Origin of the sequence: Rhodovulum sp. BSW8 (genome assembly GCF_003314725.1) — a bacterium.
In the GTDB taxonomy this organism is placed as follows: Bacteria; Pseudomonadota; Alphaproteobacteria; order Rhodobacterales; family Rhodobacteraceae; genus Rhodovulum; species Rhodovulum visakhapatnamense.
Genome location: NZ_QNVX01000036.1, coordinates 164932 through 191091 on the forward strand (window position 1 = coordinate 164932; position 26160 = coordinate 191091).

Consider the following 26160-nt stretch of genomic DNA (forward strand, 5'->3'; position numbering starts at 1 on the left):
GACCGTCTCCGGCACGAGACGGCTCGATCAGTCGAGGTTTCCGAGACCGCCCAGCATCAATCTGGTGGCGAGATCGGCATAGTCGTCGCGGCTGATCGGGCCGCCTTCCTTGAACCACATGTAGACCCAGTTCATCATCCCGAAGAGCGACATCGTCACCGGCATCAGCATCGTGCCCGGGCCTTTCAATTCTGGCCGGATCTCGGTCAAGACCGCCGAGAAGCGGCGTACGATCCGGCGCTCGATCTCGGTCAGACATGCGCGCTGGTCGGGCGACAGCGCTGCGGCGGCGTTCAGCTGCACCTTGTGCTGATCGTCCGCGCCCCGGTACTTTTCCAGCACCGTGCGCACCAGCAGGCGCAGCCGGTCCTCGGGGGCTGCGTCCGGTCTGTCGGCCTCGGCCAGCGCATCGTCAAGCTCGGTCAGGTGGGTTTCGATGATCGAGAAGATCAGCGCGTCCTTGCTGGGATAATAGTGATAAAGCAAGGACTTCGAGACCCCGGCCTCGGCCGCGATCTGGGCCATCGAGGCCTTTTCCATGCCCTGTTCGGCAAAGACGCGCGCCGCGTCCAGAAGAAGGTTGCGCTGTTTCCGTTCGAAATCCTCGGCCCGCGTCCGTGCCATCCGGTCCTGCTTTCTCAAGTTCGGGGGCGGGGTCCGGCCCCGCCCGTCCTGTTCAATCCTTCGGCCGGCGGTCGACGACGCGCCGGGCCTTGCCCGCCGAGCGCTCGACGCCTTCGGGGTCGTGCACCTCGATCCGGGTGCTGACCCCTATCACCGACTTGATGTGATGGGCCAGTTCGCCCGCCGAGGCGTGCCGGGCCTCGGCGGCGCCGTGGCTGGCATGGCATTCGACATGCACGGTCATCGCGTCCATGCGGCCCTGCCGGGTCAGCTCGATCTGGAAATGGGGCGCGAGCCCGGGGCATTTCAGGATCTGCTCCTCGATCTGGGTCGGGAAGACGTTGACGCCCCGCAGGATGATCATGTCGTCGGTGCGCCCGGTGATCTTTTCCATCCGCCGCATCGAGCGCACCGAGCCCGGCAGAAGCCGGGTCAGGTCGCGGGTGCGGTAGCGCACCATGGGCAGGCCTTCCTTGGTCAGCGTGGTGAAGACCAGCTCGCCCATCTCGCCATCGGGCAGCACGGCGCCGGTCTCGGGGTCGATGATCTCGGGGTAGAAGTGATCTTCCCAGATATGCAGCCCGTCCTTCGATTCCACGCATTCGCAGGCGACGCCCGGCCCCATCACCTCGGACAGGCCGTAGATGTCGACCGCATGCATGTCGAAGGCCTCCTCGATCTCGCGGCGCATGGCGTTGGTCCAGGGCTCGGCGCCGAAGATGCCGACCTTGAGCGAACTGGCGCGCGGGTCGATCCCCTGGCGGCGGAACTCGTCGAGGATCGACAGCATGTAGGAGGGCGTGACCATGATGATCGAGGGGCGGAAGTCCTGGATCAGCGTGACCTGGCGTTCGGTCATGCCGCCCGACATCGGCACCACGGTACAACCCAGCCGCTCGGCGCCGTAATGCGCCCCGAGCCCGCCGGTGAAGAGCCCGTAGCCATAGGCGACATGGGCGATGTCGCCCTTGCGCCCGCCCGAGGCGCGGATCGAGCGGGCCATCAGATCGGCCCAGACGTCGATGTCGTGCTGGGTATAGCCCACCACCGTGGGTTTGCCGGTGGTGCCCGACGAGGCATGGATGCGCACGAGGGCCTCGCGCGGGGTGGCGAACATGCCGAACGGATAGCTGTCGCGCAGGTCGGTCTTTGTCGTGAACGGGAAGCGGGCCAGATCGGCGAGGCAGTGCAGCTCTTCGGGATGCACGCCATGATCGTCGAAGCGTTTGCGGTAGAAGGCGGAATTTTCATAGGCATGCTTCAGCGTCCGCTTCATGCGGTGGAACTGAAGCGCCGCGATCTCGTCGCGCGAGGCGGTCTCGATCGGATCGAGGATGTCCTTCGTCGGGGTCAGATCGGTCATTGGGTCCTCCCTTTCGGCCCAGGTCTAGGCATCGGTCCGGGGCAGCAGATGGCCCCGGATCGTGCGCGAGTTTCCGCGGAATTCGGCGATGGCGGTTCCGTCCTGATTGGTGACGCGCACATCGTAGAGGCCCGACCGCCCGCTGCGCGACAGCTCGCGCGCGGCGGCGGTCAGCCGATCGCCGACATGGCCGGGCGCCAGATAGGTGACCGCGCAGTGCTGCGCCACGGTCACCGCGTCATAGCTGTTGCAGGCATAGGCGAAGGCGGTGTCGGCCAGCGTGAAGATATAGCCGCCATGGGCGATGCCATGACCGTTGGTCATCGCCTCGGTCAGGGTCATCGACAGCGTCGCCTGCCCGGGCGCGATGTGCTCAAGCCGCATGTCGAGCCGCCGCGCCGCGCTGTCGTCGTTCCACATCGCGGCAGCGCAGGCCTCGGCCAGGTCCTGCGGGGTCTTTTCAGGTTTCATATCGGGGGCCTCCATCCTACTGCCCCCGGAAGACAGGCGCGCGTTTTTCCAGAAAGGCGGTGACGCCCTCGGCATAATCGGCGCTTTGCCCGGCGCGGCGCTGGGCGTCGCGTTCCAGATCGAGCTGGGCATCGAAGCTGCCGCCCGAGGCGGTCTGGATCAGCCGCTTGGTCAGCCCAAGCCCCAGCGTCGGACCGGCCGCCAGCCGTTCGGCCAGCGCGGTCGCCTCGTCCATCAGCGCCTCGTCCTCGACCGCCTTCCAGATCAGCCCCCATTCGGCGGCGGTCTCGGCTGGCAGGGGCTCGGCGGTCATCGCCAGCGCCTTGGCGCGGGGCTCGCCCAGAATTCGGGTCAGCGACCAGCTGCCTCCGGCGTCGGGCACCAGTCCGATTTTCGAAAAGGCCTGGATGAATGTCGCCGAGCGCGCGGCCAGCACGATGTCGCAGGCCAGCGCGATATTCGCCCCGGCCCCGGCCGCGACCCCGTTCACCGCGCAGATCACCGGTTTTTCAAGGCTGCGCAGACGGCGGAGCATGGGGTTGTAGAAGGTCTCGAGCGTATGGCCCAGATCGGGCGGCGGCCCGCCCCGGCGCGGATCGCGGTCGCCCAGATCCTGCCCCGCCGAAAAGCCGCGCCCGGCCCCGGTCAGCAGCACGGCCCGGACCGTGGCCTCCTCATGCGCGCGGTCCAGCTGCGACCGGAGCGCCCTATGCATGTCCTCGTTGAAGGCGTTAAGCTTCTGTGGCCGGTTCAGCACCAGCCGAAGCACCCCCCGGTCCAGCGTCGCCAGAACGCTGTGCGAGTCTGCCATCTCTCTCCTCCCGTCTTCCTCAAAATCTTCTTGCATAAACCGTCCGGTCGGTCAATAATATCCGTCAGGAGGATCGGGGCAGATCGGCACGGCCGTGTGGGGAGGAACGCGTTGGCCATGGTGTGGCCCGCGCGCGCATCGGCCCTTGGCGCGACGCGGTTTCGCCCTGCCGGGAGCGCAGGACCAAAAAAGATCTGATCTGGGAGGACAGAACCTTGAAGACCCTCACGACGACAGCCCTGGCGCTGATCGCCGCGCTTGGCGCGGCCGGGCCAGGCCTTGCCGAGATCCGGCTGGGCGCAAGCCTGTCGGCCACCGGCCCCGCCTCGTTTCTCGGCGATCCCGAGGCCAAGACGCTGGAAATGATGGTCGAGGCGCTGAATGCCGCGGGCGGCATCGACGGCGAGCCGGTCGAGCTGGTGCTGTATGACGATGGCGGCGATCCGAACAAGGCGCTGACCTTCGCCACCCGGCTGGTCGAGGATGACGAGGTGGTGGCGATCATCGGCGGCTCGACCACCGGCACCACCATGTCGATCCTGTCGGTGGCCGAAGACAACGAGATCCCCTTCGTGTCGCTGGCGGGTGCTGTCAGCATCGTCGATCCGGTGCGGCCCTTCGTCTTCAAGACGCCCCATACCGACCGCATGGCCTGCGAGAAGATCTTCACCGACATGGCGGCGCGGGGCATCGAAAAGATCGGCATGATCTCGGGCACGGACGGGTTCGGGGCCTCGATGCAGGCCCAGTGCAAGGACGTGGTGGGCCAGTTCGGCATCGAGATCGTCGCCGACGAGACCTATGGCCCCAAGGATGCCGACGTGACGCCCCAGCTGACCAAGATCCGCGGCACCGGGGGCGTGCAGGCGGTGCTGAACCCGGGCTTCGGCCAGGGCCCGGCCATCGTCACCCGCAACTACCACCAGCTTGGCATCGACCTGCCCTTCTACCAGTCGCACGGGGTGGCCTCGGACGCCTTCATCGAGCTGGCGGGCGCAGATGCGGCCGAGGGGCTGCGGCTGCCGGGCACCGCGCTGCTGATCGCGGGCCAGCTGGCCGAGGACGATCCGCAGCGCGCCGTGGTGCAGGCCTACAAGGCCGAGTTCGAGGCCGCCTACGGCATGGATGTCTCGACCTTCGGCGGCTATGCCCATGACGCCTTCGCGCTTCTGGTCGATGCCATCTCGCGGGCGGGCGGCGACGATCCGGTCGCGATCCGCGACGCGCTCGAGGCGACCTCGGGGCTGGTCGGCACCACCGGCACCTACAGCTTCAGCGCCGACGACCATCTGGGGCTCGATTTGTCGGCCTTCCGCCTGCTCGAGATCCGGGACGGCGGCTGGGTGCCCGTCGACTGACATCCTGTCGACAGAGGCCCCTCCGGGCGGCGCCGGGTCCGCGCCGCCCCCTTCCCCGAACGCCCGAGGCACGGAGACGTCCATGGACGCGCTGATGCAGTTTGTCTTTTCCGGGGTGACGGTCGGCGCGGTCTATGCGCTGGTCGCCCTCGGCTTCACCATCATCTACAACGCCTCCGACGTGGTGAATTTCGCCCAGGGCGAATTCGTCATGCTGGGGGGCATGATCACGGTCTTCGCGCATCTCGCGGGGCTGCCGCTGCCGCTGGCGGCGCTTGGGGCGATCCTTGCGACAGCCGCGCTGGGGGTCGCGCTCAATCGGCTCGCCATCGAGCCCGCGCGCGGCGCGCCGGTCGTGTCGGTCATCATCATCACCATCGGCGCCTCGATCCTGATCCGGGGCGCGGCCCAGCTGATCTTCGACAAGCAGTTGCACGGGCTGCCGGCCTTTTCGGGCGACGATCCGATCCGGGTGATGGGGGCGACGATCCTGCCGCAAAGCCTCTGGGTGATCGGCGGGGCGCTGGCGGTCTTCGTCGGGCTCTGGGCCTTCTTCACCCGCACGCTGACCGGCAAGGCGGTGCTGGCGACCTCGAACAACCGGACGGCGGCGCAGCTTGTCGGCATCAATACCGGTTGGGTGATGACGTTGGCCTTCGGGCTGTCGGCCGCGATCGGGGCGCTGGCGGGCGTTCTCGTCACCCCGATCACGCTGGTCAGCTACGATGTGGGTGTGGGCCTTGCGCTGAAGGGGTTCGCGGCCGCCATGCTGGGCGGCATGGGCAATCCCAAGGGGGCGCTGGCGGGCGGGATCCTGCTGGGGCTCTTCGAGGCGCTGACGGCGGGCTATGTCAGTTCGCACTACAAGGAGGCGGTGGCCTTCATCGTCATCCTCGGGGTGCTGTTCGCCATGCCGCAGGGCCTGTTCGGCCGCGCCGGGACCGAGAGGGTGTGACCGGCATGCGCCCTTCCGCGAAATGGACCCAGCTTCTGATCCTCTTCCTGCTGATCGCGCTTTTGCCGCTGTTCTTTCCTTCGGGCTATTACTTCCGGGTCGGTGCGCTGATCTTCGTCAACGGGCTGGCGGTGATCGGCATCGTGATCCTGACGGGCTATGCCGGGCAGATCAGCCTCGGCCATGCCGGGTTCGCCGGGATCGGAGCCTATGCCTCGGCGCTGGCGCCGGGGCATCTGGGGCTGCATCCGCTGCTGGCGGTGGTCCTCGGCGCCCTCGTCTCGGCCGCGGTGGCCTGGCTCGTCGGCCGCCCGATCCTGAGGCTCAGGGGCTATTATCTCGCCGTCGCGAGCCTCGGCTTCGGCATCCTCGTCGCTATGGTGCTGAGCAACGAACGTGCGCTGACCGGCGGGCCCGATGGCATGATGGTGCCCGATCCGGGGCTGCGCGATCTGCTGAAGGATCTGGGGCTCAGGCTGACCGGCGGCGAGTTCTGGTACTGGTGCTGCGGGCTGTGCCTGCTGATCGGCGCATGGCTCGCGCTGAACCTGCAGACAAGCCCGACCGGCCGGGCGCTGCGGGCGCTGCACGGGTCCGAGGTGGCGGCGCGGACCGTCGGCATCGACGTCGCCCGGCTGAAACTGCAGGCCTTCACCATTTCGGCGGTCTATGCCTCGGTCGCGGGCTCGCTGCTGGCGATGCAGAACCGGTTCATCACGCCCGATGTGGCGGGCTTCATGCATTCGATCGAGATGGTCACAATGGCGGTGCTGGGCGGCGTCGGCTCGGTCATCGGCGCGATCTTCGGCGCGGTGATCCTGACGCTGCTGCCGCAGGTGCTGACGGTCTTTGCCGACTACGAACAGATGGTGCTGGGCGCGGTGATGATCCTCGTCATGATCTTCCTGCCCGAGGGGCTGATCCCGTCGCTGGCACGCAAGCTGAGGGGGAGGGGCGAATGAGCCTTCTGTCTGTCGAGGGTCTGGGCATCGCCTTTGGCGGCGTGCGCGCCGTCCATGATGTGGGCCTCACTGTCGCGCCGGGCGAGATCGTGTCGATCATCGGGCCGAACGGGGCGGGCAAGACCACGCTTTTCAACATGATCTCGGGCGTCTACCTGCCCGGCGCGGGAAGGGTGCGGCTTGACGGCGAGGACGTGACCGGCATGGCGCCGCATCTTCTGGCGCGCCGTGGTCTGTCGCGCACCTTCCAGAACCTGCAGATCTTTCCGGCGATGAGCGTGCTGGAAAACGCCGCGACCGGGTTTCATCTGCGCGAACGCGGGGCCTTGATGGCCGACCTGCTGGCGCTGCCGGGCGCGCGCCGCCGGTCGGCCGGGGCGCTTGCGGGCGCGCGCGATCTGCTGGCCCGGGTCGGGCTCGACCGCGCGGCCGACCGCGAGGCGGGCGAGCTGTCCTATGGCGCGCTCAAGCGGCTGGAAATCGCCCGCGCGCTGGCCACCGCGCCGCGGCTTTTGCTGCTGGACGAACCGGCCGCGGGCTGCAACGCGGTCGAGACCGAGGAAATCGACCGGCTGATCGCCGGGATGGCGCAATCGGGCATCGCCATCCTGCTGGTCGAACATGACATGAAGCTGGTGATGCGGATCTCGACCCATATCGTGGTGCTCGACCATGGCGAGAAGATCGCCGAGGGCGACCCGGCCACGGTCAGCCGCAACCCCGATGTGATCGCCGCCTATCTGGGCGCGCCCGTCGCCGAGCCGGAGGCCGCCCATGCTGACGGTTGAGAGCCTGCGCGCGCGCTATGGCCGGATCGAGGTGCTGCACGGCATCGACCTGACGGTCAACTCGGGCGAGATCGTCACCGTCGTCGGGGCCAATGGCGCGGGCAAGACCACCCTTCTGCGCTGTCTGTCGGGCATCCAGCCGATCACCGACGGCCGCGTCGTCTTTCGCGGCGAGACCTATGTGACCACGCCCCCGCACAAGCGGCTGCGCCACGGTCTGGCGCATTCGCCCGAGGGGCGGCAGATCTTCACCAATCTCTCGGTCGAGGAAAACCTGCGGCTTGGCGCCTTCCTGTACGACGACGACCGCGTGGCGCGTGACATGAACGAGGCCTTCGCCCTGTTCCCGGTGCTGCGCGAGAAACGCAACCTCGCCGCGGGCGGGCTGTCGGGCGGGCAGCAGCAGATGCTGGCCATCGCCCGCGCGCTGATGGGGCGGCCCGCCTGCCTGCTGCTTGACGAGCCCTCGATGGGTCTGGCGCCGCTGCTGGTGCGGCAGATCTTCGACGTGGTCACCGGGCTCAAGGCGCTGGGGGTGACCGTGCTGCTGGTCGAACAGAATGCCTTCGGGGCGTTGAAGGTCGCCGACCGGGGCTATGTGATGGAAACCGGGCGGATCGCGATGGAGGGGCCGGCCGAGGCGCTGATCGCCGATCCGCGCATCCGCGAAGCCTATCTGGGGATCTGATCCGACATGTCCGTACTGACCATCGACCGCGAGGGCGAAATTGCCGTAGCGATCCTCGACAACCCGCCCGTGAATGCGATCTCGGCCGAGGTCCGCTGCGCGCTCTGGCAGGCGGTCGAGACGCTCGATGCCGACCCCGGGATCCGCGCCGTGGTGCTGGTCTGCGCCGGGCGCAGCTTCATCGCCGGGGCCGATGTGAAGGAATTCGGCCTGCCGCCAGTCGAACCGCACCTGCCCGATCTGGTGGCCCGGATCGAGGCTGCCGCCAAGCCCTGGACCGCCGCCATTCATGGCGCGGCGCTGGGGGGCGGGCTGGAAATCGCGCTGGGCTGCCGGTTCCGGCTGATCGACGCCGAGGCCCGCGTGGGGTTCCCCGAGGTCGGTCTGGGCATCATTCCGGGCGCCTCGGGCACGGTGCGCACGCCCCGCCTCGCGGGCATCGAGGCGGCGGTCGAGATGGTCACCTCTGGCAAGCCCGTGCCCGCGCCCGAGGCGCTGCGGCTGGGGCTGGTCGATGCGATGGTGACGGGCGATCTGCGCGGCGCGGCGGTGTCCTATGCCGCCTCGATGATCGGGGGGCCGCTGCCCGAGCCGGTCTCGGCCCGGCCGGTCGAGACCCGGCCCGACAGCTATTGGTCCGAGCGCCGCACGCGGCTGGAAAAGGCGGGCGAGGCGGCGCCGCTCCGGGCGCTCGAGGCGGTCCGGAAGGCGACCGAGGCGTCCTTCGACGAGGCCATGGCTTTCGAGCGCGCCACTTTCCTTGCGTTGCGCGACAGCCCCGAGGCGGCGGCGCTGCGCCATGTCTTCTTTGCCGAACGGGCCGCCCTGCGTCCCGCCGCGCTGAAGGGTGTCGCGCCGCGCAATATCGGCTCGGTCGGGGTGGTCGGTGGCGGGACCATGGGGGCGGGCATCGCCGCGGCCTTCCGCATGGCGGGGATGCCGGTGACGCTGATCGAGCGCGACGCCGGTGCCGCCGCCCGCGCCCATGCCGCCGTTTCCCGCATCTTCGATGGCGCGGCCGCGCGCGGCAAGCTGACCGGGGACGAGGCCAAGGCGCTGTCGGACGGGCTGATCTGCACCGATGACCCTACGGCGCTTGGCGATGTCGATCTGGCCATCGAGGCGGTTTTCGAGGATCTGGCGGTCAAGCGGGCGGTCTTTGACGACCTGGCCCGGGTCTGCCGTCCGGATGCGATCCTGGCCACCAACACCTCCTATCTCGACCCGCGCCGTCTCGCCGAGGGGGTGCCCGCGCCCGAGCGTCTGATCGGGCTGCATTTCTTCAGTCCGGCCCATGTGATGAAGCTTCTGGAAATCGTGCCGCTGCCCGGCACCGCGCCCGAGGTGCTGGCCACGGCCTTCGATCTGGCGCGGCGGCTTGGCAAGATGCCGGTCAGGGCCGGGATCTGCGAGGGCTTCATCGGCAACCGCATCCTGAAACGCCATCGCGCCGCGGCCGAGGACCTGCTGGCCGAGGGCGTGCCGGTGGCGGCGGTCGATGCCGCGATGCGCGGCTTCGGCTTCCGGATGGGGCCGTTCGAGGCGCAGGATCTGGGCGGGCTCGACATCGCCTTCCTGCAGCGCGAGGCGGCCCGCGCCGAAGGCCGGGATGTGCCCGAAACGCTGGCCGACATCCTCGTCCGCGCCGGGCGCAAGGGCCAGAAGACCGGAGGCGGCTGGTACGACTATCCCGAGGGCGGCCGCATGCCGGTCGCCTCGGACGCGGTCGCGCGGCTTCTGACGGACCGGATCGCCGGGGGCGAGGTGCCTGCGCCCGACGCGATTGCCGAGAGGCTGGTCGGCGCCATGGCCGACGAGGGTGCGACGATCCTTGCGGAAGGGATTGCAGACAGCGCGGCCGAGATCGATCTGGTCGAGATCCACGGCTATGGCTTCCCGCGCAGCAAGGGCGGGCCGATGCACTGGACCGGCCGGGGCTGAGCGGCCTCAGGCCGGTTCGGTTTCACCCATCGCCAGCCCCGCCGCGAAGGCCTCGCGGTTCAGCCGCTCGAACCGGGCGGGGGTCTGGGCGACGATCACGGCCAGCAGGGCCTCGGGCGGGCAGATGGACGTCTGCGCGGTCAGCGCGCCGAGCGCCACGATATTCGTCACGCGAGGGGTGCCGAGGGTGCGCGCGGTCTCGGTGAAGGGCAGGCACAGCGTGCGGAACGGACCCTGAGGGGGCGTCGTCACCCGCTCGGCATCGCACAGGACCAGCGACGCCGGGGTCAGAAGCCCGGTCGAGACCGTGGCCGCCGCCTCGTCGAGGATCAGCAGGACATCGAGCCGCCGGGCCAGCGGGTAATCGGCCTCGGCCTCGCCGATCACCAGATCGGACCGCGACAGCCCCCCGCGCGAGACCGGCTCGTAGGCGTTCGACTGCGCGACGGTCAGCCCGGCCTCGGTCAGGGCCGCGGCCAGAATGCGCGCCGACAGCAAAAGCCCCTGACCGCCGCTGCCGCTGAAACGGATCTCCATCGCTTACTCCTCCTCGCGGATACGGGCGGCCATGGCGCGCCAGGCGGCGCCGTATTCGGGCCGGTCGGTCCGGGTCAGCACGCCGGTCCGCAGCGCGTTCGGCCGGAACGGCACATCGACCGTGTTGCGATAGGCATAGGGCCGCATCGCGCTTTTCTTGGCCAGCATCATCTCGGGCGAGGCGCCAAGATCGTTCTTGCGGCCATAGATCTCGGTGCAGTCCGACAGCACCTCGACAAAGGAGAACCCCTCATGCGCGATGGCCTGTCCCAGCAGCGTCTTCAAGGCCAGAACCTGCGCCGTCACCTCGCGCCCGACAAAGCTGGCCCCGGCCGCGGCGGCCAGCGCGCAGGCGTCGAAATTGGGTTCTGTATTGCCCTCGGGCGTCGTGGTGGTGAAGCGGCCCTCGGCCGTCATCGGCGAGACCTGACCGCCGGTCATGCCGTAGATCTCGTTGTTCAGCATCACGCAGGTGATGTCGAGATTGCGGCGGCAGGCATGGATCAGATGGTTGCCGCCGATGGCCAGACAATCGCCGTCGCCGGTGATGACGATGACATGCAGGTCGGGTCGGGCCAGCTTGAGCCCGGTGGCGAAGGTCAGCGGCCGGCCATGGGTGGTGTGGAAGGTATTGGCGTCGATATAGGCCGACAGCCGGCCCGAACAGCCGATGCCCGAGACGACTGCCAGCCGGTCCTTCGGAATGCCCTGCTCATGCACCGCCCAAAGCAGCGCCCGCAGCGCGATGCCATGGCCGCAGCCGGGGCAGAGGAAATGCGGCATCCGGTCCTGCCGCAGGTAGTCGTTGACATCGAAGCTCGCGGCGGTTTCGGTCTTGGTGTCCTTCATTTCAGCGCCTCCCGCGCCGCCCCGGCGATCTCGTCCGGGGTCAGGGTTTCGCCGTCGATGCGGGACAGCCCCGTGACCTCGGCCCGGCCCGCCAGCACCCGCTCGACCTCCAGCACCAATTGGCCCTGGTTCATCTCGGGGACCAGAACCTTGCGTGTGCCCGCCGCCGCGACCGCCTCGCGCAGCGGCGTCTCGGGGAAGGGCCAGAGCGTGACCGGCCGGAACAGCCCCACCTTCAGTCCCTCGGCGCGCAGATCCTTCACCGCCTGCCGCGCGGCGCGGGCGGAAATGCCGATGGCGACGATCAGCAGATCGGCATCCTCGGTGGCCTGCTCGCGCCAGCTTTCGATCCGGGCGCGGTGCAGGACCAGCTTGTCGGTGGTCCGGGTCAGCGCGGCGGCAGCGACGGCGGGATTCTGGGTCGGAAAGCCGTCGGGGCCATGGGTCAGGCCGGTGCAATGGCTGCGATAGCCGTCGCCCGGGCGCGGCATCGGCGGCACCAGATCGGCGGTCTCGGCATAGGGCAGGAAGCCCTCGCGCGGGCCGGTGGCGAAGGGGCGGGCGATCCCGGGCGCCTCGGCCACGGCGCCCAGATCGACGGTTTCGGTCAGGTGGCCGATCACCTCGTCCAGCAGCACCACGACCGGCACCCGCAGGGTTTCCGACAGCTCGACCGCGCGGATCGTCTCGGAATAGGCCTCGCCGACCGAGGCCGGGGCCAGCACGATCACCGCGTGATCGCCATGGGTGCCCCAGCGCGCCTGCAGGATGTCGCCCTGCGCCGGGCGCGTGGGCATCCCGGTCGAGGGCCCGCCCCGCATCACATTGACGATCACGCAGGGGATCTCGGCGCCGCAGGCATAGCCGAGGTTTTCCTGCTTCAGCGAAAAGCCGGGGCCGGAGGTCGCGGTCATCGCCGTCACGCCCCCCATCGAGGCGCCGATCACCGCGCCCATCGAGGCGATTTCATCTTCCATCTGGATGAAGGTACCGCCCACTTTCGGCAGCTCGCGGGCCATGGTCTCGGCCACTTCCGAGGACGGCGTGATCGGATAGCCCGCGAAGAACCGGCATCCGGCCCGGATCGCGCCCAGCGCGCAGGCCTCGTTGCCTTCCAGATTGCGACGGCCGGTCAGGGCTGTCGGCGCAGCGGCGAGGGACGGGGCGGTCATAGGGCGGGCTCCTGAACGGGCGTGTTGGTGACGGAAATCGCCATGTCGGGGCACAGCCAGGAACAGAGCTGGCAGCCGGTGCACAGCTCGGGCAGCGCCAGTTCGGCCTTGAGCTGGTCGTTCAGCCGCAGGCAGCGTTCGGGGCAGCTTTTCACGCAGATGTCGCAGCCCTTGCACCAGTCGGCGGTGATCTCGACCACGGTCTCGACCTGCGGGTGATGGACCTCGGCGCGGGATTTCTGCAGCCCGCTGGCGGTGACGTCGATCCGCTTGGTCCCGCCCAGCGCCCAGGCCCGGCCCTCGGTGAAGGCCCGGGCGTTGATCTCGACCGATTTCGGCGGGACGGTGGCGGCGATGACCTGCGCCCAGGCCGCTTCGGGGAAGTCGAGCGCGGTCGACAGCGCCCCCAGCAGCACGGTATTGGCGGCGCGTGCATTGCCCAGATTGGCCGCAAGCCCGGTCGCGTCCATCACATAGCCCGCATGGACCTGATCGATGATTTCCTCGGGGGTCTGGGGCGCATAGGCGGGTTCGGCCCCGCGCTTGCGGCTGCGGCAGGCGAAGGGCGGCACGATCTTCTGGCAATCGGCGATGAAGGTGCCGGTCTCGGGCTTGAGGTGCCGGATCCAGCGCAGGCCCTCGGCCCATTCCAGCGCGACGAGGATGTCGACCTCGCCCTCGGGGATGGTCGGCGACCAGACCTTCGGCCCGAAGCGGACATGGCTGAAGACGCCGCCGCCGCGCTTGGCCATGCCATGGACCTCGCTTTGCTTCACGTCATGGCCGGCCTCCTGACAGAGCTGGGCCAGCACCTTCGAGACCATGATGACGCCCTGTCCGCCGACGCCGACGATCAGAACGTTTGTCGTCCGGTTGCGCTTGTCCATGGCTCAGACCTGTTCGGCAATGTCGGCGGGCTTGATCGAATGCGAGGCACAAAGCTGCGCGCAGAGGCTACAGCCGATGCAGGCCTCGGGGTCGATCTGCACCTTGTGGCGGCCCTCATGCCAGCCCTCGGCCCAGGTGATGGCCGGGCAGCCGAGGTTCATGCAGGCCTGGCAGGCGATGCAGCTGTCCTGATCGACCGCCATCGCCGGACCCTTGATCCGCACCGGGTCCAGCACACAGGGCCGGTCGGAAATCACGACCGACACGCCCTTGTGCGCGACCGCCTCGCGCAACTGGCGCTGCATCGAGGCGGTGTCGTAGCTGTCGACCTTCTGCACCCAGCGCACGCCCAGCGCCTTGACCAGCGCGAAGAAGTCGACGCGCGGCGCGGGATCGCCCCTCAGGGTGCGGCCGGTGCCGGGATGATCCTGCCCGCCGGTCATCGCGGTGATGTGGTTGTCGAGGATGAAGACGGTGATGTCGGCGTCGTTGTAGATGGCGTCGATCAGGGGCGGGATGCCCGAATGCAGGAAGGTAGAATCGCCGATGGTGGCGACGATCGGCCGGGTCTCGGTCCCGGCCTTGGCCATGCCGACCGCATTGGCGATGCTCGATCCCATCGAGACGCAGGTATCCATCGACTTCAGCGGCTCGACCACGGCCAGCGTATAGCAGCCGATATCGCCCGCGACCCGCGCGTCGATCGCGCCCAGCGCCATGAAGCAGGCCACATGCGGGCAGCCCGCGCACAGGACCGGCGGGCGCACCATCGGCGCGAATTCGAAAGGCGCCGCATGGACCCGCGCGGGCATCAGCCCGGCCTTCGCCAGCCCGTCATGGACGATCTCGGGCGAGAATTCGCCCTCGCGCGGGAAGAAGGCCTTGCCCTCGCAGGCAATTCCCATCGCCTTCAGCGCGTCCTCGATCAGGGGTTCCAGTTCCTCGACCACGATCACCCGCTCGACGCCCGCGCAGAACTCGCGGATCAGCCGGTCGGGCAGCGGCCAGGTGACGCCGAGCTTCAGCACCGAGACGTCGGGCAGGCATTCCTTCACATAGGTATAGGGGATGCCCGAGGTGATGATGCCGACCCGTGCATCGCCCGGCTCGACCCGGTTCAGGGGGCTGTCCGACAGCGCCTCGCGCAGCCGCGCCTCGCGCGCCAGCACATGGCCGTGGCGCATCCGGGCATGGGCCGGGATCATCACGTTCTTGCGGGGATTGTCCTCGAAGACCCGCGCGGCGGGCGTCTGGCGGGCGCCCAGGGTCACCGCGCTTCGGGTATGCGACAGCCGCGTGGTCGAGCGCACGAAGACCGGACAGTCGTATTCCTCGGACAGATCGAAGGCCGTTCGGGTAAATTCGAGCGCCTCCTGCCCGTCCGAGGGCTCCAGCACCGGCACATGGGCGAAGCGGGCATAGATCCGGCTGTCCTGTTCGTTCTGCGAGGAATGGATACCCGGATCGTCGCAGACCGCGACGACCAGCCCGCCATTGACCCCGATATAGGAAAACGACATCAGCGCATCGGCCGCGACATTCATGCCGACATGCTTCATCGCGGTGAAGGCGCGTGTCCCCGCGAAGGAGGCGCCGATGGCCACATCCATCGCGGTCTTCTCGTTGGTCGACCATTGCGCGTGGATGTCGGCGGCGGGATAGGCCGCGAGGCTTTCCAGGATCTCGGTCGAGGGCGTGCCGGGATAGGCGGCGGCGACCCTGGCGCCGGCCTCCCAGACGCCGCGGGCGATGGCTTCGTTGCCGGTCATCGGGCGGGACTGTCCCGCGCCAAGCGGCTCGGTGGCACCCTGCCGGAGGGCATGTGTCATTGGCGTCGTCCTGTGTCGCGCGCGGAATTGCACAAAATTGCCCAGCTTCTAGTCTTTGGGCAATTTTCGTACAAAGCGCGGATTGCCGCAGCAGTTTTGGTATGGCAATCCTCGGCGCGGACGACGGCGCGGTCCTTGATCTGGGGCAAGCCGCCCGCGGGCCGCGGGCCGGACGTGATGTCACACGCGGCCCTGCGGCGGTCCCGAAGGCTCAGGACCCGAAATTCCGGCGCGCGGCGGCCGTGGCCGCATGCAGATGGGTCTGCATCGCGGCGCCCGCCCAGTCGGGATCGCCCGCGAGGATCGCGTCGGCGATTTCCCGGTGATGCGCCGCCGACCGGCGGATCGCGGCCTCGTCGTAGCTTTTGAAGGTCAGCGAGACGAGCCCGAGATTGACCACCAGCGACAGCATCGCCTCGAGCCGGGGCGACCGCGCGGCGGTCAGGATCAGCTGGTGAAAGGCGCGGTTGGCCTCGGTGATGGCCTCGTAATCGGCATCGTTTCGCGGCGGCACATGGGCCTGCATCTGCAGGGCGAGATCGGCCAGCGTTGCGCGTTCCTCGGCGCTGGCAAAGCCCGCGGCGCGCCGGGCGGCGTAGGATTCAAGCAGCAGGCGCATCGCGAAGATCTGTTCGATCTCGTCCGCGCCCAGCCCCACCACGCGCAGCCCGGGCCCGGCCTCGCGGGTCAGCAAGCCCTCGAGGATCAGCCGCTTGACCGCCTCGCGGACCGGGGTGCGCGACATCGCAAGGCTTTCCGCGAATTCGGCCTCGGTCACGCGCTCGTTCTCGGCATAGCGGCCCGAGAAGATCCGCTTGCGGATCGCCCGATAGGCCAGTTCGGCCGCGCCGATCCGTTCGCCGCCATCCTCTGCCCGTGTCATCTTCCCCCACCCTCGGCTTAAGTCAGGCCACGGCGGTTGCCGGGAAGCCGCCCGCCTTCATCAGCATACCCGGAACCGGGTGTCCGAGGGCGGTCTCAAGCGCCGCAGCCCCCGCGATCGCCCGGTCCAGATCGTATCCGGTGGCAATCCCCGAGCGCTCGAACATGTAAACCAGATCCTCGGTCGGCAGGTTGCCGGTCGCCCGCGGCGCGAAGGGGCAGCCGCCGACGCCGCCCAGCGAGGCGTCGAAGGACCGGACCCCGGCGCAATACCCGGCCCAGGCATTGGCCAGCCCCGTGTTGCGGGTGTTGTGCAGATGCAGCCGGATCGGCAGGCCGGGAAAGCGCGCGCGCACCGCGCCCACGCGGTCCTCGATGTCGCGGGGCGTGGCCACGCCGATGGTGTCGGCCAGGGTCAGCTCGTCGGGCGCGGCCTCCATCACCTTCTCGAGCACCTCGATCATCCGCGCCACCGGGACCTCGCCCTCGAACGGGCAGCCGAAGGCGGCGGCCAGGGTGACATTGGTGCCGACCCGGCCCTCGGTCTCGGCCGCGAGGCGGTGCCAGAGCGCGATGCCCTCGGCGGTGGTCATGCCCTGATTGCGCTGGCTGAACGTGTCGCTGAGCACGATGGCATAATTCACCTCGTCGAGCCCGGCCGCCAGCGCGCGGGCAAAGCCGCGGTGGTTCAGTGCCAGACCGATATGGCGCAGCCCTTCGCGGGGCAGATCGGCACACAGGGCCTCGGCATCGGCCATCTGCGGCACCCGCGCGGGATTGACGAAGCTGGTGACCTCCATCCGGGTTGCTCCGGCGTCGATGATCGCGGCCAGCATCCGCTTTTTTGTATCCAGATCAAGCAACGTCTTCTCGTTTTGAATGCCATCTCGCAAGGTGACATCCACAATTTCAACGACATCCTTCATTTTTCCCTCCCCGAGCAAGAAATCCGTTGAGACCCTCTTTCAGATTTGTATACATTATTTCCAAAGAGAGTCGAGGCACGGCATGCTGCGCCGCGACAAGGGAGAGGGAAGACCAATGCCAAGCGAAGAAACGGCCGCGCGACGCGGGCCGCTGAACGATGTCCGCGTGCTGGAAATGGGGCAGCTGCTGGCGGGGCCGTTCTGCGGGCAGTTGCTGGCCGATTTCGGCGCCGAGGTGATCAAGTGCGAACAGCCGGGGGTGGGCGATCCGCTTCGGGTCTGGGGGCAGGAGAAACCCTATGGCAAGTCGCTCTGGTGGCCCATCGTGGCGCGCAACAAGAAATCGCTGACGCTGAACCTGCGCACCGAAGAGGGCCAGGAGATCGTGCGCGAGCTGATCCGCTCGACCGATATCCTGATCGAGAATTTTCGCCCCGGCACGATGGAACGCTGGAACCTCGGCTATGAGGATCTGAAGAAGATCAATCCGCGGCTGATCATGGTCCGCGTCACCGGCTTCGGCCAGACCGGGCCCTATTCCCGCCGCGCGGGCTATGGCGCCATCGGCGAGGCGATGGGGGGCTTGCGCTATGTGGTGGGCGACCCCTCGACCCCGCCCAGCCGGATGGGGATCTCGATCGGCGACGAGCTGGCGGCGGTCTATGCCTGCATGGGCGCGCTGATGGCGCTGCATGCGCGTGAGAGGACCGGTCAGGGCCAGGTCGTCGACAGCGCGATCTACGAGGCGGTTCTGGCGATGATGGAAAGCACCGTCAGCGAGTACCATGTCGCGGGCTATGTCCGCGAACGGACCGGCGCGACGCTGCCCAATGTCTCGCCCTCGAACGTGTTCGAGACCCGCGACGGCAAGCTTTTGCTGATCGCCGCCAATCAGGACACGGTGTTCCGCAGGCTCGCCTCGGCGATGGGTCGGCCCGACCTGGCCGAGGACCCGCGTTATGCCACCCATTCGGCGCGGGGCACGCACATGACCGAACTCGACGCCCTGATCAACGACTGGACCCGCACGCTGGATCTGAAGCCGCTGGAAGAGACGCTGCACGAGAACGGCGTGCCCTGCGGGCTGATCTACAGCGCGGCGGAAATGATGGACGACCCGCATTTCAAGGCGCGCGAGGCCATCGTCGAGCTGCCGCATCGCGATTTCGGCTCGATCAAGATGCAGAACGTGGCGCCGCGCCTGTCGGACACGCCGGGCGAGATCCGCCATGCCGGTCCCGAACTGGGCGAGCATACCGACGACATCCTGCTGAACGATCTGGGGCTTTCGCCCGACCGGCTGGACCGGCTGCGTGCGGAGGGCGTGATCTGACGTTCTGACGGGCTCCCGCGCTCCGGAGGAGGGCCGCGCGGGAGACATTGGGCGGCACCGACCGTCCGTCATTCGCCGGTCGAGGAACCGGCACATCCTGGGAGGATTACCATGAAACCCTATATTATTGCCGCCCTGCTGGCGGGAAGCGCGTTGGCGGGCACGGCCGGTCAGGCGCCGGCCGAAAAGACCCTGCGCGTGACCGTGCAGGTGGCCGTCGATCATCCGATCGGCGCCAATGTCGTCACCTTCAAGGAGGCGCTCGAAGAGCTTTCGGGCGGCGAGATCGAGGTCGAGATCTATGACAGCGCCCAGCTCTTCAAGGGCAGCGAGGTGCCGAAGGCGGTCGCCAGCGGGGCCATCGACATGGGGGTGGTGCTGGCCGACGAATATTCCGGCACCGTGCCTGCCGCGGGCATCTTCAGCGAGCCGTTCCTGTTTCCCAGCTACGAGGTGCTGGCCAAGGCCGCCGAGCCCGAAAGCCCGGTGCGCCAGACCTTCGACCGGCTGATCGGCGAGACCGGCACCAGGGTGCTGTGGTGGCAGGATTACGGGCCGGTCCAGATCCTGTCGAAGGGCCACCCGATCCGCACGCCCGCCGACATGAAGGGCAAGCTTGTGCGCGCGCTCGGCAAACCCGTGGGCGATTTCATCGAGGCCGTGGGCGGCACGCCGGTCGTCATGGGCGGGTCGGAACAGTTCATGGCCTATCAGCGCGGCACCGTCGATATCGGCATGAGCGGCACCACCGCCGTCAAGTCGCGCAAGCTTTACGAGGTGATGGACCACGTCACCATGACCAACCATTCTCTGGCCGAGTTCATCGTGGTGATCAACCCGGCGACCTATGACGGGCTCAGCGATCAGGAACGCGCCTGGGTCGACGAGGCCGCCCAGCGGGCCGAGGCCGACCTGCGCGCCAAGACCCGGCAGCAGAACGAGGAGGCCGCGGCCTGGCTGGTCGAGACCGGCAATGCGACGGTGACCGAGCTGACCCCGGAAGAGATCGCGCAATGGCAGAAGGCCTCCGCGCCCGCCATCGACATCTTCATCAAGGATGCAGGCGCCACCGGACAGCAGCTCGTCGACGACATCCGCGCGCTGTACTGATCGCGCTCCGCCATGACCGAAGGCACGCACGCGCCGCCGCCCCGGGACCCCGCGCGGGTCCCGGAACGCCTGGACGGACCCGCCCTGTTGCGGGCCGTCGACCGGCTGTCCGCCATCGCCGGGAGAGGCGCCGATCTGGCGCTCGTCGCGATCTGCGCGATGGTCACCTATGAGGCGCTGGCGCGCTATGTGCTGCACGCCCCCACGCGCTGGACCTCGGACGTGGCGACCACGCTTTTGCTGTGGCTGACCTTCGTCGCCATGGCGCAAAGCCTGCGGCAGCGGCGGATGATCCGCATCACCGCGCTGATCGGCGGGCGCAGCCCGACCGCGGCCCGGCTGATCGAGCTGTTCTCGCTGGTGGTCATCGGCGGGTTCTCGGCGATGGCGGTCTGGCTCTGCTGGGGCGAGATGCTGGAAAGCATCGCCATGGGGCGGCGCACCGCCAGCATGTTGCAACTGCCGCAATGGATCGTCGAGGCGCCGGTGGTGATCGGCTTCGCGCTGCTGGCGCTGCAGGCCTTCGCCGATGCGGCGCGGCTGTGGCTGCGGCCCGCACCCGATTTCGGCCATGGCGACGCAGGCGACCTGCCCGGCGAAAGGGATACCGCATGACCCCGGTTCTGATCATCGTCGGGCTGATCGCGCTTTTGCTGACCGGGCTGCCGGTCGCGTTCGGGCTGGCCTCGCTCGGGACGCTGCTGATCGTGCTGAAGGGGCTGCCGCTGGCGCTGATCCCCGCGAACCTCTTTGGCGGCGTCAACGATTTCGTGCTGATCGCGGTGCCGCTGTTCCTGTTCATGTCGAACATCCTGCTGAGAGGCGGGGTCGGGCGCGATCTGTTCGTGGCGCTGCAAAGCTGGGTCGGCCATTTCCCCGGCGGCCTCGGCATCGCGGCGCTTCTGTCCTGCGGGATCTTCGCGGCGATCTCGGGCAGTTCGGTCACGACCGCCGCCACCGTCGGCACCGTCGCCATCCCCGAGATGATCCGGCGCGGCTATGGCACCTCGTTCACGCTGGGGCTGCTGGCCGCGGGCGGGACGCTTGGCATCCTGATCCCGCCTTCGGTGCCGCTGATCGTCTACGGCGTCATCGCCGAGGAAAGCATCGGCAAGCTCTTCCTCGCGGGGATCGGGCCTGGTCTCGCGCTGATCCTGGTCTTCGGCATCTATGCGGTCTTCGCCGCCACCTTCGGCAGCCGCGCCACCCGGAGCGAGAAGGCCAGCTGGTCCGAGCGCCTTTCCGCCAGCCGCCGAGCCCTGCCGACCGCGCTTCTGGCGGTGCTGATGCTGGGCGGGATCTATTCGGGCGCCTTCACGCCCACGGAGGCCTCGGGCATCGGCGCCTCGGCCGCCCTTCTGATCACGGTGCTGCAACGCTCGCTGAGCTGGCAGGATTTCCTGGCGGCGCTGCGGGATTCGGTGATGACGACCTCGGTGATCTTCCTGATCGTCGTCGGCGCCAAGATCTTCGGCCGCGCGATCACGCTGTACCAGATCCCGGCCGAGGTCGCCGAGATGTTCTCGGTCGCGGGCGACAGCCGCTGGGTGTTCCTGCTGATCGTCTCGGCGATCCTGCTGTTCGTCGGACTGTTTCTCGAAAGCATGTCGATGCTTCTGATCATGGTGCCAGTGCTGTTGCCGACGGTGCTGGGCTTCGGCATCGACCCGGTCTGGTTCGGCGTCTATTTCGTCCTGCTGATCGAGATCGCGCTGATCACGCCGCCGGTCGGGCTGAACCTCTTCGTGATCCAGGCGATTGCCCGGACCGGGATCGGCACCGTGATCCGGGGCGTCACGCCCTTCGTCCTGCTGATGCTGCTGATCGCGGTCCTGATGTGCGCCCTGCCGGGGCTGGCCCTGCTGATCCCCTACGGGCTGTGATGCGCATGACCACCGATATTGAACCGAAAGGGACCGCCCGATGATCGAACCCGTCCTCGTGGTGGTCCTGCTGATCGGCCTGATCGGCATGGGCGCGCCGATCTTCCTGGCACTTGGCGCCAGCGGTCTTCTGGGGCTGTGGATGGCGCGCGGGCCGCTGGCCTTCTTCTTCGCGCCGACCTCGATCTTCGGCCAGCTCAATTCCTTCGAACTGATCGCGCTGCCGCTGTTCATCCTGATGGGCAACCTGCTGTCGGCAACGCCGGTCGGCACCAACCTCTTCCGCGCCGCAGCGATCTGGCTGTACTGGCTGAGGGGCGGGCTCGCCATCGCCACTGTGGGCGCCTCGGCGCTGTTCGGGGCGGTCTCGGGCGTGTCGGTGGCGGGTGTCGCCGCCGTGGGCTCGATCGCGGTGCCGCAGATGCTGGAACGCGGCTATTCGCGCGGGCTGGCGGCGGGGGCGGTGGTCTCGTCGGGGGCGCTGGCCATGCTGATCCCGCCCTCGGTGCCCTTCATCATCTATGGCGCGGTCTCGGGCGTGTCGGTCGGCGCGCTTTTCGTCGGCGGCATCGTGCCGGGACTGGCGCTGGCCGGGGCGCTGGCGCTTTACATCTACATCCGCGTGCGGCGGCACCCCGAACAGGCGCCCCGCGAAAGCGGTCCGCCGCCCCGCCCGGCCGAGATGCTGCGCGCGCTGGGCGGGATCTGGCATGCGCTGCTGCTGGTGGTGATCGTGCTGGGCGCGATCTACAAGGGCATCGCCACGCCCTCCGAGGCCGCGGCCTTCGGCGCCGCCGGGGCCTTCCTGATCGCGGCGCTGGTGTTCCGCACGCTGAGCTTGCGCAGCTTCGGGCAGATCCTGGCCTCGTCGGTCAAGGTGTCCTGCACGATCCTGCTGATCATCGGCTGCGCCAAGATCTTCGGCGACTACCTCAACCTCGTGCGCGTCCCCGAGATCGTGACCGAGCGGCTGACCGCGACCAGCCTGCCCGACTGGGCGATCCTCGTGGTTCTGATGCTGGCGCTCGTGCTTCTGGGGATGCTGGTCGACGCCGTGTCGCTGATCGTGGTGACGACGCCGATCCTTCTGCCGCTGATCCTGGCGCTGGGCTACGACCCGCTGTGGTTCGGCATCATCCTGGTGATGAACCTCGAGATCGCGGTGGTGACCCCGCCGGTCGGGCTGAACCTCTATGCGTTGCGCGGGGTCTGCCCGATGCTCAGCGTCGAGGAGATCGTCCGCGCGGTGCTGCCCTTCGTGGCGGTCCAGTTCGTGATGCTGATGATCTTCGTGCTGTTTCCGGGGCTGAGCCTCTGGCTGCCCGGACTTCTGTGACCCGTTTCACATCAGGATACCAAAAGGGGAGGAAACCAGAGATGACCCAGACCAGACGCACTTTCCTGAAGACCGGCACGGCGCTGATGGGTGCGGGAGCCCTGCTGGGCGCGACCGGCGGACCCGCGCTGGCCGCGACCCGGCTGACCGGCGTCAGCTACCTGCCGCCCAGCTATCGCGCGCTGTCCTTCGGCTCTGCCGGGTTCGTCGAGCGGTTGAATGCCAGCGACGCGGTCGATGTCGACTATTACGACAGCGGCAAGCTGCTGAAGGCCGACGAACAGCTGGCGGCGCTGAGGGCCGGCACCATCGACTTCATGTTCCATACCACAAGCTACATAACCCGCTCGGTGCCGATCTTGGGCATCACCGGCCTGCCCGGCGTGATCGAGGCGCTGTACGAGAACCCCGAGCGCCTGAGGAAGGGCAGCCCGCTGTTCGACCTGATCAACGAAGAGCTCGCCAAGGAAGACCTCTACATGGTCTCGATGATGGGCAATGTGCTCGAGCCCGAATATCTCTGGTCGAGCGCGGGCGCTCCGATCCGGTCCATCGCCGACGTGAAGGGCAAGAAGGTCCGCGTCGTCAGCTTCGAGGGCACCAAGGTCGTCGAGGGCTTCGACGGCGCGGCCGTGCGGCTGCCCTCGTCCGAGCTGTATCTGGGCCTGCAGCGCGGCACCGTCGATGCGGCGGTGGCCAATATCTCGACCATCATCGGCCGGTCGCTGCAGGAACAGCTGCACCATGTCTACCGCCTGCCGATCACCGGCTTCGGCATCGGGCTTTTCGTCACGCCGCAGCGCTGGGAAAAGATGGGCGACGAGGTGCGCGCGGCCTTCGAGACCGCGGCCGACTGGTTCGACGCCAATGGCGCGAAGGAGGCCAACGAGGTGATCTACCGCGACGATTACTGGCCTGCCATCGAGGCGGCCGGGATCGAGGTGATCGACCCGACCGGCGAGGATCTCGCCGCGCTCGACGCCGCCGCCGAAGAGGTGCGCGCGGCCTGGATCGCGGATGTCGGCGAAGAGACCGGCCACCGCGCCATCGCGCTGGCCACCGGCCAGGCCGGTTGAGCGAGGAGGGCGCCGTGAGACAGGTCTTCACCCGCATGGTTCAGGGCACCCGGATCGTGGGCCAGCTGGTGCTGGTCTTCATCGTCGTGACGATCTGCTATGACGCGATCCAGCGTTACGCCTTCGCGGCGCCCACCTCCTGGTCGCTGGAGGTCAACACCTTCCTGCTGATCTATGTCGCGGTCATGGTCGCGGCGGATGTCCAGCGCACCGACGGCCATATCCGCATCACCTTCTTCGTCGAGAATGCCGCGCCCCTGATCCGCCGCGCCGCACGCGCCGTTGTCGCGCTGACCGGTATCGCCTTCGCGGGCATCCTGACCTGGCGCGGCGCGCTGATGGCAGAGCAGGCCTGGGACTATGGCGAACGGGTCTCGTCCGGTTTCGGCACGCCGATGGTGTTGCCCTACGCGCTTTTGCCGCTCGGGTTCGGGACGCTGGCCCTGCAGTTCCTGTTCGACCTGATCGACGCGCTTTGGGGCGATTCCCCGGATCAGGCCGGATAACGGAGGCCGCCTCGCGACCATCGCAGATCGGACCCCGTCGGCGGCGCGGCCTTTCATTGCCGGGTCCCGGGGAAGAGCCGCAAGCCCGGTTCGCGGCTCTCGCGCACTGCGTGGCGGACGCGGTGGTATATTCCGCCATCGGTCCGTAAGGCGCTGAAGTGCTTGTTTGTGGGGGGTAGGGCCATAAGGCGCGGCATGCACTTGTGCGCTCAGCAGGTCACGCAGGGCATGCTGTTTCCAACTGGTCTGCACTGCGTGACGTTTCCGCCGGCCGACCTTGCTCTTTCTTCGTAGTTGGCAGCCACGCATGCCTCTGTGGCAGCGCGCCCCAACTCGGAAAGGTAGATCGGGCAACCTTCCTTGGTTGTCGCGGGTTGGCAGGCCACGAGCGGAAGGACCGAAGCCAGCAGCAGGAAAACTCGCATGGACCATCCCCTAAATTCCAACGCTGGTAGCCTGCAAGGATCAGGGAAAAATGGAAAATGAAAATTCGCGCGGCAGGGGGTGGAGTGCGTCAGCGCGAAGGCCCGATTTCCCCCCTCGGACAAAGCCCCCCCGGGGTCGGGGGAGCCTTCCGTTGCGCCGCAGTCAGCCGCCGACTGACTTGCTGCCTTCGGGCGCCAGCATCGCCGCCGGCGCCGCCAGCGTGCGGACGCAGGCCACCGGCAGCCCTTAGGTCAGGTCAGCCCAGAAATCCAGCGACCGGCCGGAGGCGCGACGGGCCGCAATCAGCAGGTCCAGCACTTCCTCCCGGTCGCCCTCAGCCCTCGCCCCGAAGCGGGTGAGCGCGGCCCATTCTTTCCCGCGGACCTCGGTCAGGTGCTCCGCGCGCCGCTCTGCCGAGCGAAGGATCGCATGGAAGGCGTCCCACTCCGGCGCGCCGCCGGTCGACCCGGGCAGACCCTCAGCCGCGGGCCGCAAGGCGGTCACCAGTCCGCTCAGGTTCGAGATCACGGCTTCGGAGCCGTTGTAGGCGTCGCGCACTTGCCGAAAAGGATCGCTCGTCCCTGTCCGATCCTTCCGCCCGTCGCGCGCGGGGCCGCGCCTCTGATGAGTCTGGCGGCTGAAGTCCGGCCAGCGCGCCCGCTCGTCTGAGGTGGCGGTCAGCAGCGCCGCCACAAGGGCGGCCTCGTCGCCGGTCGAGGCCGCCTCGCTGGCACGAGCGTTTGGCGGATTGAGGCTTCCTTGCCCATGCTCTTCAACTACGCGGCCAAGAAGCTCGGCTATACTGGCTCAAATCCTGCGCGGTATGCGCAGCGGATGAAGACGAACCCGGACGGGTTGCACACCTGGGCGGAAGAGGAGGTGGACCGCTTCCTCAAACGGCACGGGCCGGGAACCAAGGCACGCCTTGTCATGTTGCTGGCGCTCAATACGGGCATGGCACGGCAGGACCTCGCCTGCGTCGGCCGCCAGCACATCAAGAAAGAGGGTCGGATCGACTATCGTCGGCACAAGACCTCCGTGGCGGCCGATCTGCCGATTCTCCCGGAGCTGGCCGAGGAACTGCGCCATGTCCCCAAGGACAGGATGCTGTTTGTGACGCAGGACAACAGCGACAAGCCCTATGCCGTCGCGTCGCTGGGCAACTGGTTTCGGGACAGGTGCGTCAAAGCCAATGTGCCGGGCTCGCTGCATGGCTTGCGCAAGGCAGGGGCCACTCGGCTTGCGGATGCCGGGGCGAGTGAATGGGAGATCGCTTCCTACCTTGCCCACACCGATACGACCCAAGCGGCAGTCTACACCAAGAGGGCCAACCGGGCGCGTCTTGCGGACAGCGGATTTGCGAAGCTGAGGGCGGTGAAAATGTCCAACCTGTCGGAAGAGTCGGACGGGAAGGAGGAAAAAGCCAATGAATAACAAAGACTTAAC

26 protein-coding genes are annotated in these 26160 nt (G+C 68.1%); 14 read left to right on the top strand and 12 right to left on the bottom strand.

Annotated features, from left to right (window positions below):
- Positions 1-27 precede the first annotated feature (27 nt).
- Genes DSD19_RS14965 through paaG form a run of 4 tightly spaced genes read right to left on the bottom strand, consistent with a single transcriptional unit; the run spans position 28 to position 3269 of the window.
- A complete protein-coding gene (locus DSD19_RS14965) occupies positions 28-624 on the bottom strand; it encodes a TetR/AcrR family transcriptional regulator (protein ID WP_075784722.1) in 597 nt (198 codons plus the stop codon).
- A gap of 52 nt (positions 625-676) precedes the next feature.
- Entirely contained in the window at positions 677-1987 is a 1311-nt protein-coding gene (gene paaK / locus DSD19_RS14970) for a phenylacetate--CoA ligase PaaK (protein ID WP_113670159.1), read from the bottom strand.
- A 24-nt stretch (positions 1988-2011) separates the two neighbouring features.
- Entirely contained in the window at positions 2012-2458 is a 447-nt protein-coding gene (gene paaI, locus DSD19_RS14975) for a hydroxyphenylacetyl-CoA thioesterase PaaI (RefSeq protein ID WP_207802475.1), read from the bottom strand.
- Positions 2459-2474: 16 nt separating this feature from the next.
- Entirely contained in the window at positions 2475-3269 is a 795-nt protein-coding gene (gene paaG, locus DSD19_RS14980) for a 2-(1,2-epoxy-1,2-dihydrophenyl)acetyl-CoA isomerase PaaG (protein WP_113670161.1), read from the bottom strand.
- A 215-nt stretch (positions 3270-3484) separates the two neighbouring features.
- On the opposite strand from paaG, the gene DSD19_RS14985 reads away from it, so the two are divergent.
- The 6 genes from DSD19_RS14985 to DSD19_RS15010 all read left to right on the top strand — a co-directional run bounded on the left by DSD19_RS14985 (position 3485) and on the right by DSD19_RS15010 (position 9961).
- Positions 3485-4627, top strand: a complete 1143-nt coding sequence (locus DSD19_RS14985; protein WP_113670237.1) for an ABC transporter substrate-binding protein — start codon at positions 3485-3487, stop codon at positions 4625-4627.
- 82 nt (positions 4628-4709) lie between these two features.
- A complete protein-coding gene (locus DSD19_RS14990; RefSeq protein WP_113670162.1) occupies positions 4710-5582 on the top strand; it encodes a branched-chain amino acid ABC transporter permease in 873 nt (290 codons plus the stop codon).
- 5 nt (positions 5583-5587) lie between these two features.
- Positions 5588-6544 carry a branched-chain amino acid ABC transporter permease gene (locus DSD19_RS14995; RefSeq protein WP_113670238.1) on the top strand — a complete coding sequence of 319 codons (957 nt, stop codon included), beginning with the start codon at positions 5588-5590 and terminating at the stop codon, positions 6542-6544.
- Entirely contained in the window at positions 6541-7332 is a 792-nt protein-coding gene (locus DSD19_RS15000; RefSeq protein ID WP_113670163.1) for an ABC transporter ATP-binding protein, read from the top strand. Before DSD19_RS14995 ends, DSD19_RS15000 begins: the two co-directional genes overlap by 4 nt.
- The gene (locus DSD19_RS15005) at positions 7319-8020 is read left to right on the top strand and encodes an ABC transporter ATP-binding protein (RefSeq protein WP_113670164.1); all 702 of its coding nucleotides are present in this window, start codon (positions 7319-7321) and stop codon (positions 8018-8020) included. The genes DSD19_RS15000 and DSD19_RS15005 overlap by 14 nt, the downstream gene beginning before the upstream one ends.
- A gap of 6 nt (positions 8021-8026) precedes the next feature.
- Positions 8027-9961: a 3-hydroxyacyl-CoA dehydrogenase NAD-binding domain-containing protein gene (locus tag DSD19_RS15010; protein WP_113670165.1), complete on the top strand. Its 1935-nt coding sequence runs from the start codon at positions 8027-8029 to the stop codon at positions 9959-9961.
- A gap of 6 nt (positions 9962-9967) precedes the next feature.
- On the opposite strand, the gene DSD19_RS15015 is transcribed toward DSD19_RS15010, so the two are convergent.
- From DSD19_RS15015 to DSD19_RS15045, 7 genes are all read right to left on the bottom strand, one after another.
- A complete protein-coding gene (locus DSD19_RS15015) occupies positions 9968-10498 on the bottom strand; it encodes a 2-oxoacid:acceptor oxidoreductase family protein (RefSeq protein WP_113670166.1) in 531 nt (176 codons plus the stop codon).
- A gap of 3 nt (positions 10499-10501) precedes the next feature.
- Complete coding sequence (locus tag DSD19_RS15020; RefSeq protein ID WP_113670167.1) at positions 10502-11347, bottom strand: 2-oxoacid:ferredoxin oxidoreductase subunit beta; 846 nt, start codon at positions 11345-11347, stop codon at positions 10502-10504.
- The gene (locus DSD19_RS15025) at positions 11344-12519 is read right to left on the bottom strand and encodes a 2-oxoacid:acceptor oxidoreductase subunit alpha (RefSeq protein WP_075784732.1); all 1176 of its coding nucleotides are present in this window, start codon (positions 12517-12519) and stop codon (positions 11344-11346) included. The genes DSD19_RS15020 and DSD19_RS15025 overlap by 4 nt, the downstream gene beginning before the upstream one ends.
- Entirely contained in the window at positions 12516-13406 is an 891-nt protein-coding gene (locus DSD19_RS15030; protein ID WP_113670168.1) for a 2-oxoacid:acceptor oxidoreductase family protein, read from the bottom strand. The genes DSD19_RS15025 and DSD19_RS15030 overlap by 4 nt, the downstream gene beginning before the upstream one ends.
- A gap of 3 nt (positions 13407-13409) precedes the next feature.
- Positions 13410-15236, bottom strand: coding sequence for an indolepyruvate ferredoxin oxidoreductase subunit alpha (iorA, locus tag DSD19_RS15035; RefSeq protein ID WP_113670169.1), 1827 nt, complete (start codon positions 15234-15236; stop codon positions 13410-13412).
- A 211-nt stretch (positions 15237-15447) separates the two neighbouring features.
- Positions 15448-16119, bottom strand: a complete 672-nt coding sequence (locus DSD19_RS15040) for a GntR family transcriptional regulator (RefSeq protein WP_113670170.1) — start codon at positions 16117-16119, stop codon at positions 15448-15450.
- 22 nt (positions 16120-16141) lie between these two features.
- Entirely contained in the window at positions 16142-17044 is a 903-nt protein-coding gene (locus DSD19_RS15045) for a hydroxymethylglutaryl-CoA lyase (RefSeq protein WP_113670171.1), read from the bottom strand.
- Between the two features lie 115 nt (positions 17045-17159).
- On the opposite strand from DSD19_RS15045, the gene DSD19_RS15050 reads away from it, so the two are divergent.
- The 7 genes from DSD19_RS15050 to DSD19_RS15080 all read left to right on the top strand — a co-directional run bounded on the left by DSD19_RS15050 (position 17160) and on the right by DSD19_RS15080 (position 24288).
- A complete protein-coding gene (locus DSD19_RS15050; protein WP_113670172.1) occupies positions 17160-18377 on the top strand; it encodes a CaiB/BaiF CoA-transferase family protein in 1218 nt (405 codons plus the stop codon).
- Between the two features lie 111 nt (positions 18378-18488).
- Positions 18489-19487 carry a TRAP transporter substrate-binding protein DctP gene (gene dctP / locus DSD19_RS15055; protein ID WP_113670173.1) on the top strand — a complete coding sequence of 333 codons (999 nt, stop codon included), beginning with the start codon at positions 18489-18491 and terminating at the stop codon, positions 19485-19487.
- An 87-nt stretch (positions 19488-19574) separates the two neighbouring features.
- The gene (locus DSD19_RS15060; protein ID WP_243628029.1) at positions 19575-20102 is read left to right on the top strand and encodes a TRAP transporter small permease; all 528 of its coding nucleotides are present in this window, start codon (positions 19575-19577) and stop codon (positions 20100-20102) included.
- Positions 20099-21370, top strand: a complete 1272-nt coding sequence (locus DSD19_RS15065; RefSeq protein WP_113670175.1) for a TRAP transporter large permease — start codon at positions 20099-20101, stop codon at positions 21368-21370. The genes DSD19_RS15060 and DSD19_RS15065 overlap by 4 nt, the downstream gene beginning before the upstream one ends.
- Before the next feature lie 40 nt (positions 21371-21410).
- On the top strand, positions 21411-22706 hold the full coding sequence (locus DSD19_RS15070; RefSeq protein ID WP_113670176.1) for a TRAP transporter large permease: 1296 nt from the start codon (positions 21411-21413) through the stop codon (positions 22704-22706).
- A gap of 41 nt (positions 22707-22747) precedes the next feature.
- Positions 22748-23782: a TRAP transporter substrate-binding protein gene (locus tag DSD19_RS15075; protein ID WP_113670177.1), complete on the top strand. Its 1035-nt coding sequence runs from the start codon at positions 22748-22750 to the stop codon at positions 23780-23782.
- Between the two features lie 14 nt (positions 23783-23796).
- Positions 23797-24288: a TRAP transporter small permease gene (locus DSD19_RS15080; protein WP_202241367.1), complete on the top strand. Its 492-nt coding sequence runs from the start codon at positions 23797-23799 to the stop codon at positions 24286-24288.
- Positions 24289-24960: 672 nt separating this feature from the next.
- Here the strand turns inward: DSD19_RS15080 and DSD19_RS15085 are convergent.
- The gene (locus tag DSD19_RS15085) at positions 24961-25407 is read right to left on the bottom strand and encodes a hypothetical protein (protein WP_133260448.1); all 447 of its coding nucleotides are present in this window, start codon (positions 25405-25407) and stop codon (positions 24961-24963) included.
- Between the two features lie 72 nt (positions 25408-25479).
- Between DSD19_RS15085 and DSD19_RS15090 the strand changes: the two genes are divergently transcribed.
- Positions 25480-26148, top strand: a complete 669-nt coding sequence (locus tag DSD19_RS15090) for a tyrosine-type recombinase/integrase (protein ID WP_113670179.1) — start codon at positions 25480-25482, stop codon at positions 26146-26148.
- Positions 26149-26160: the final 12 nt, after the last annotated feature.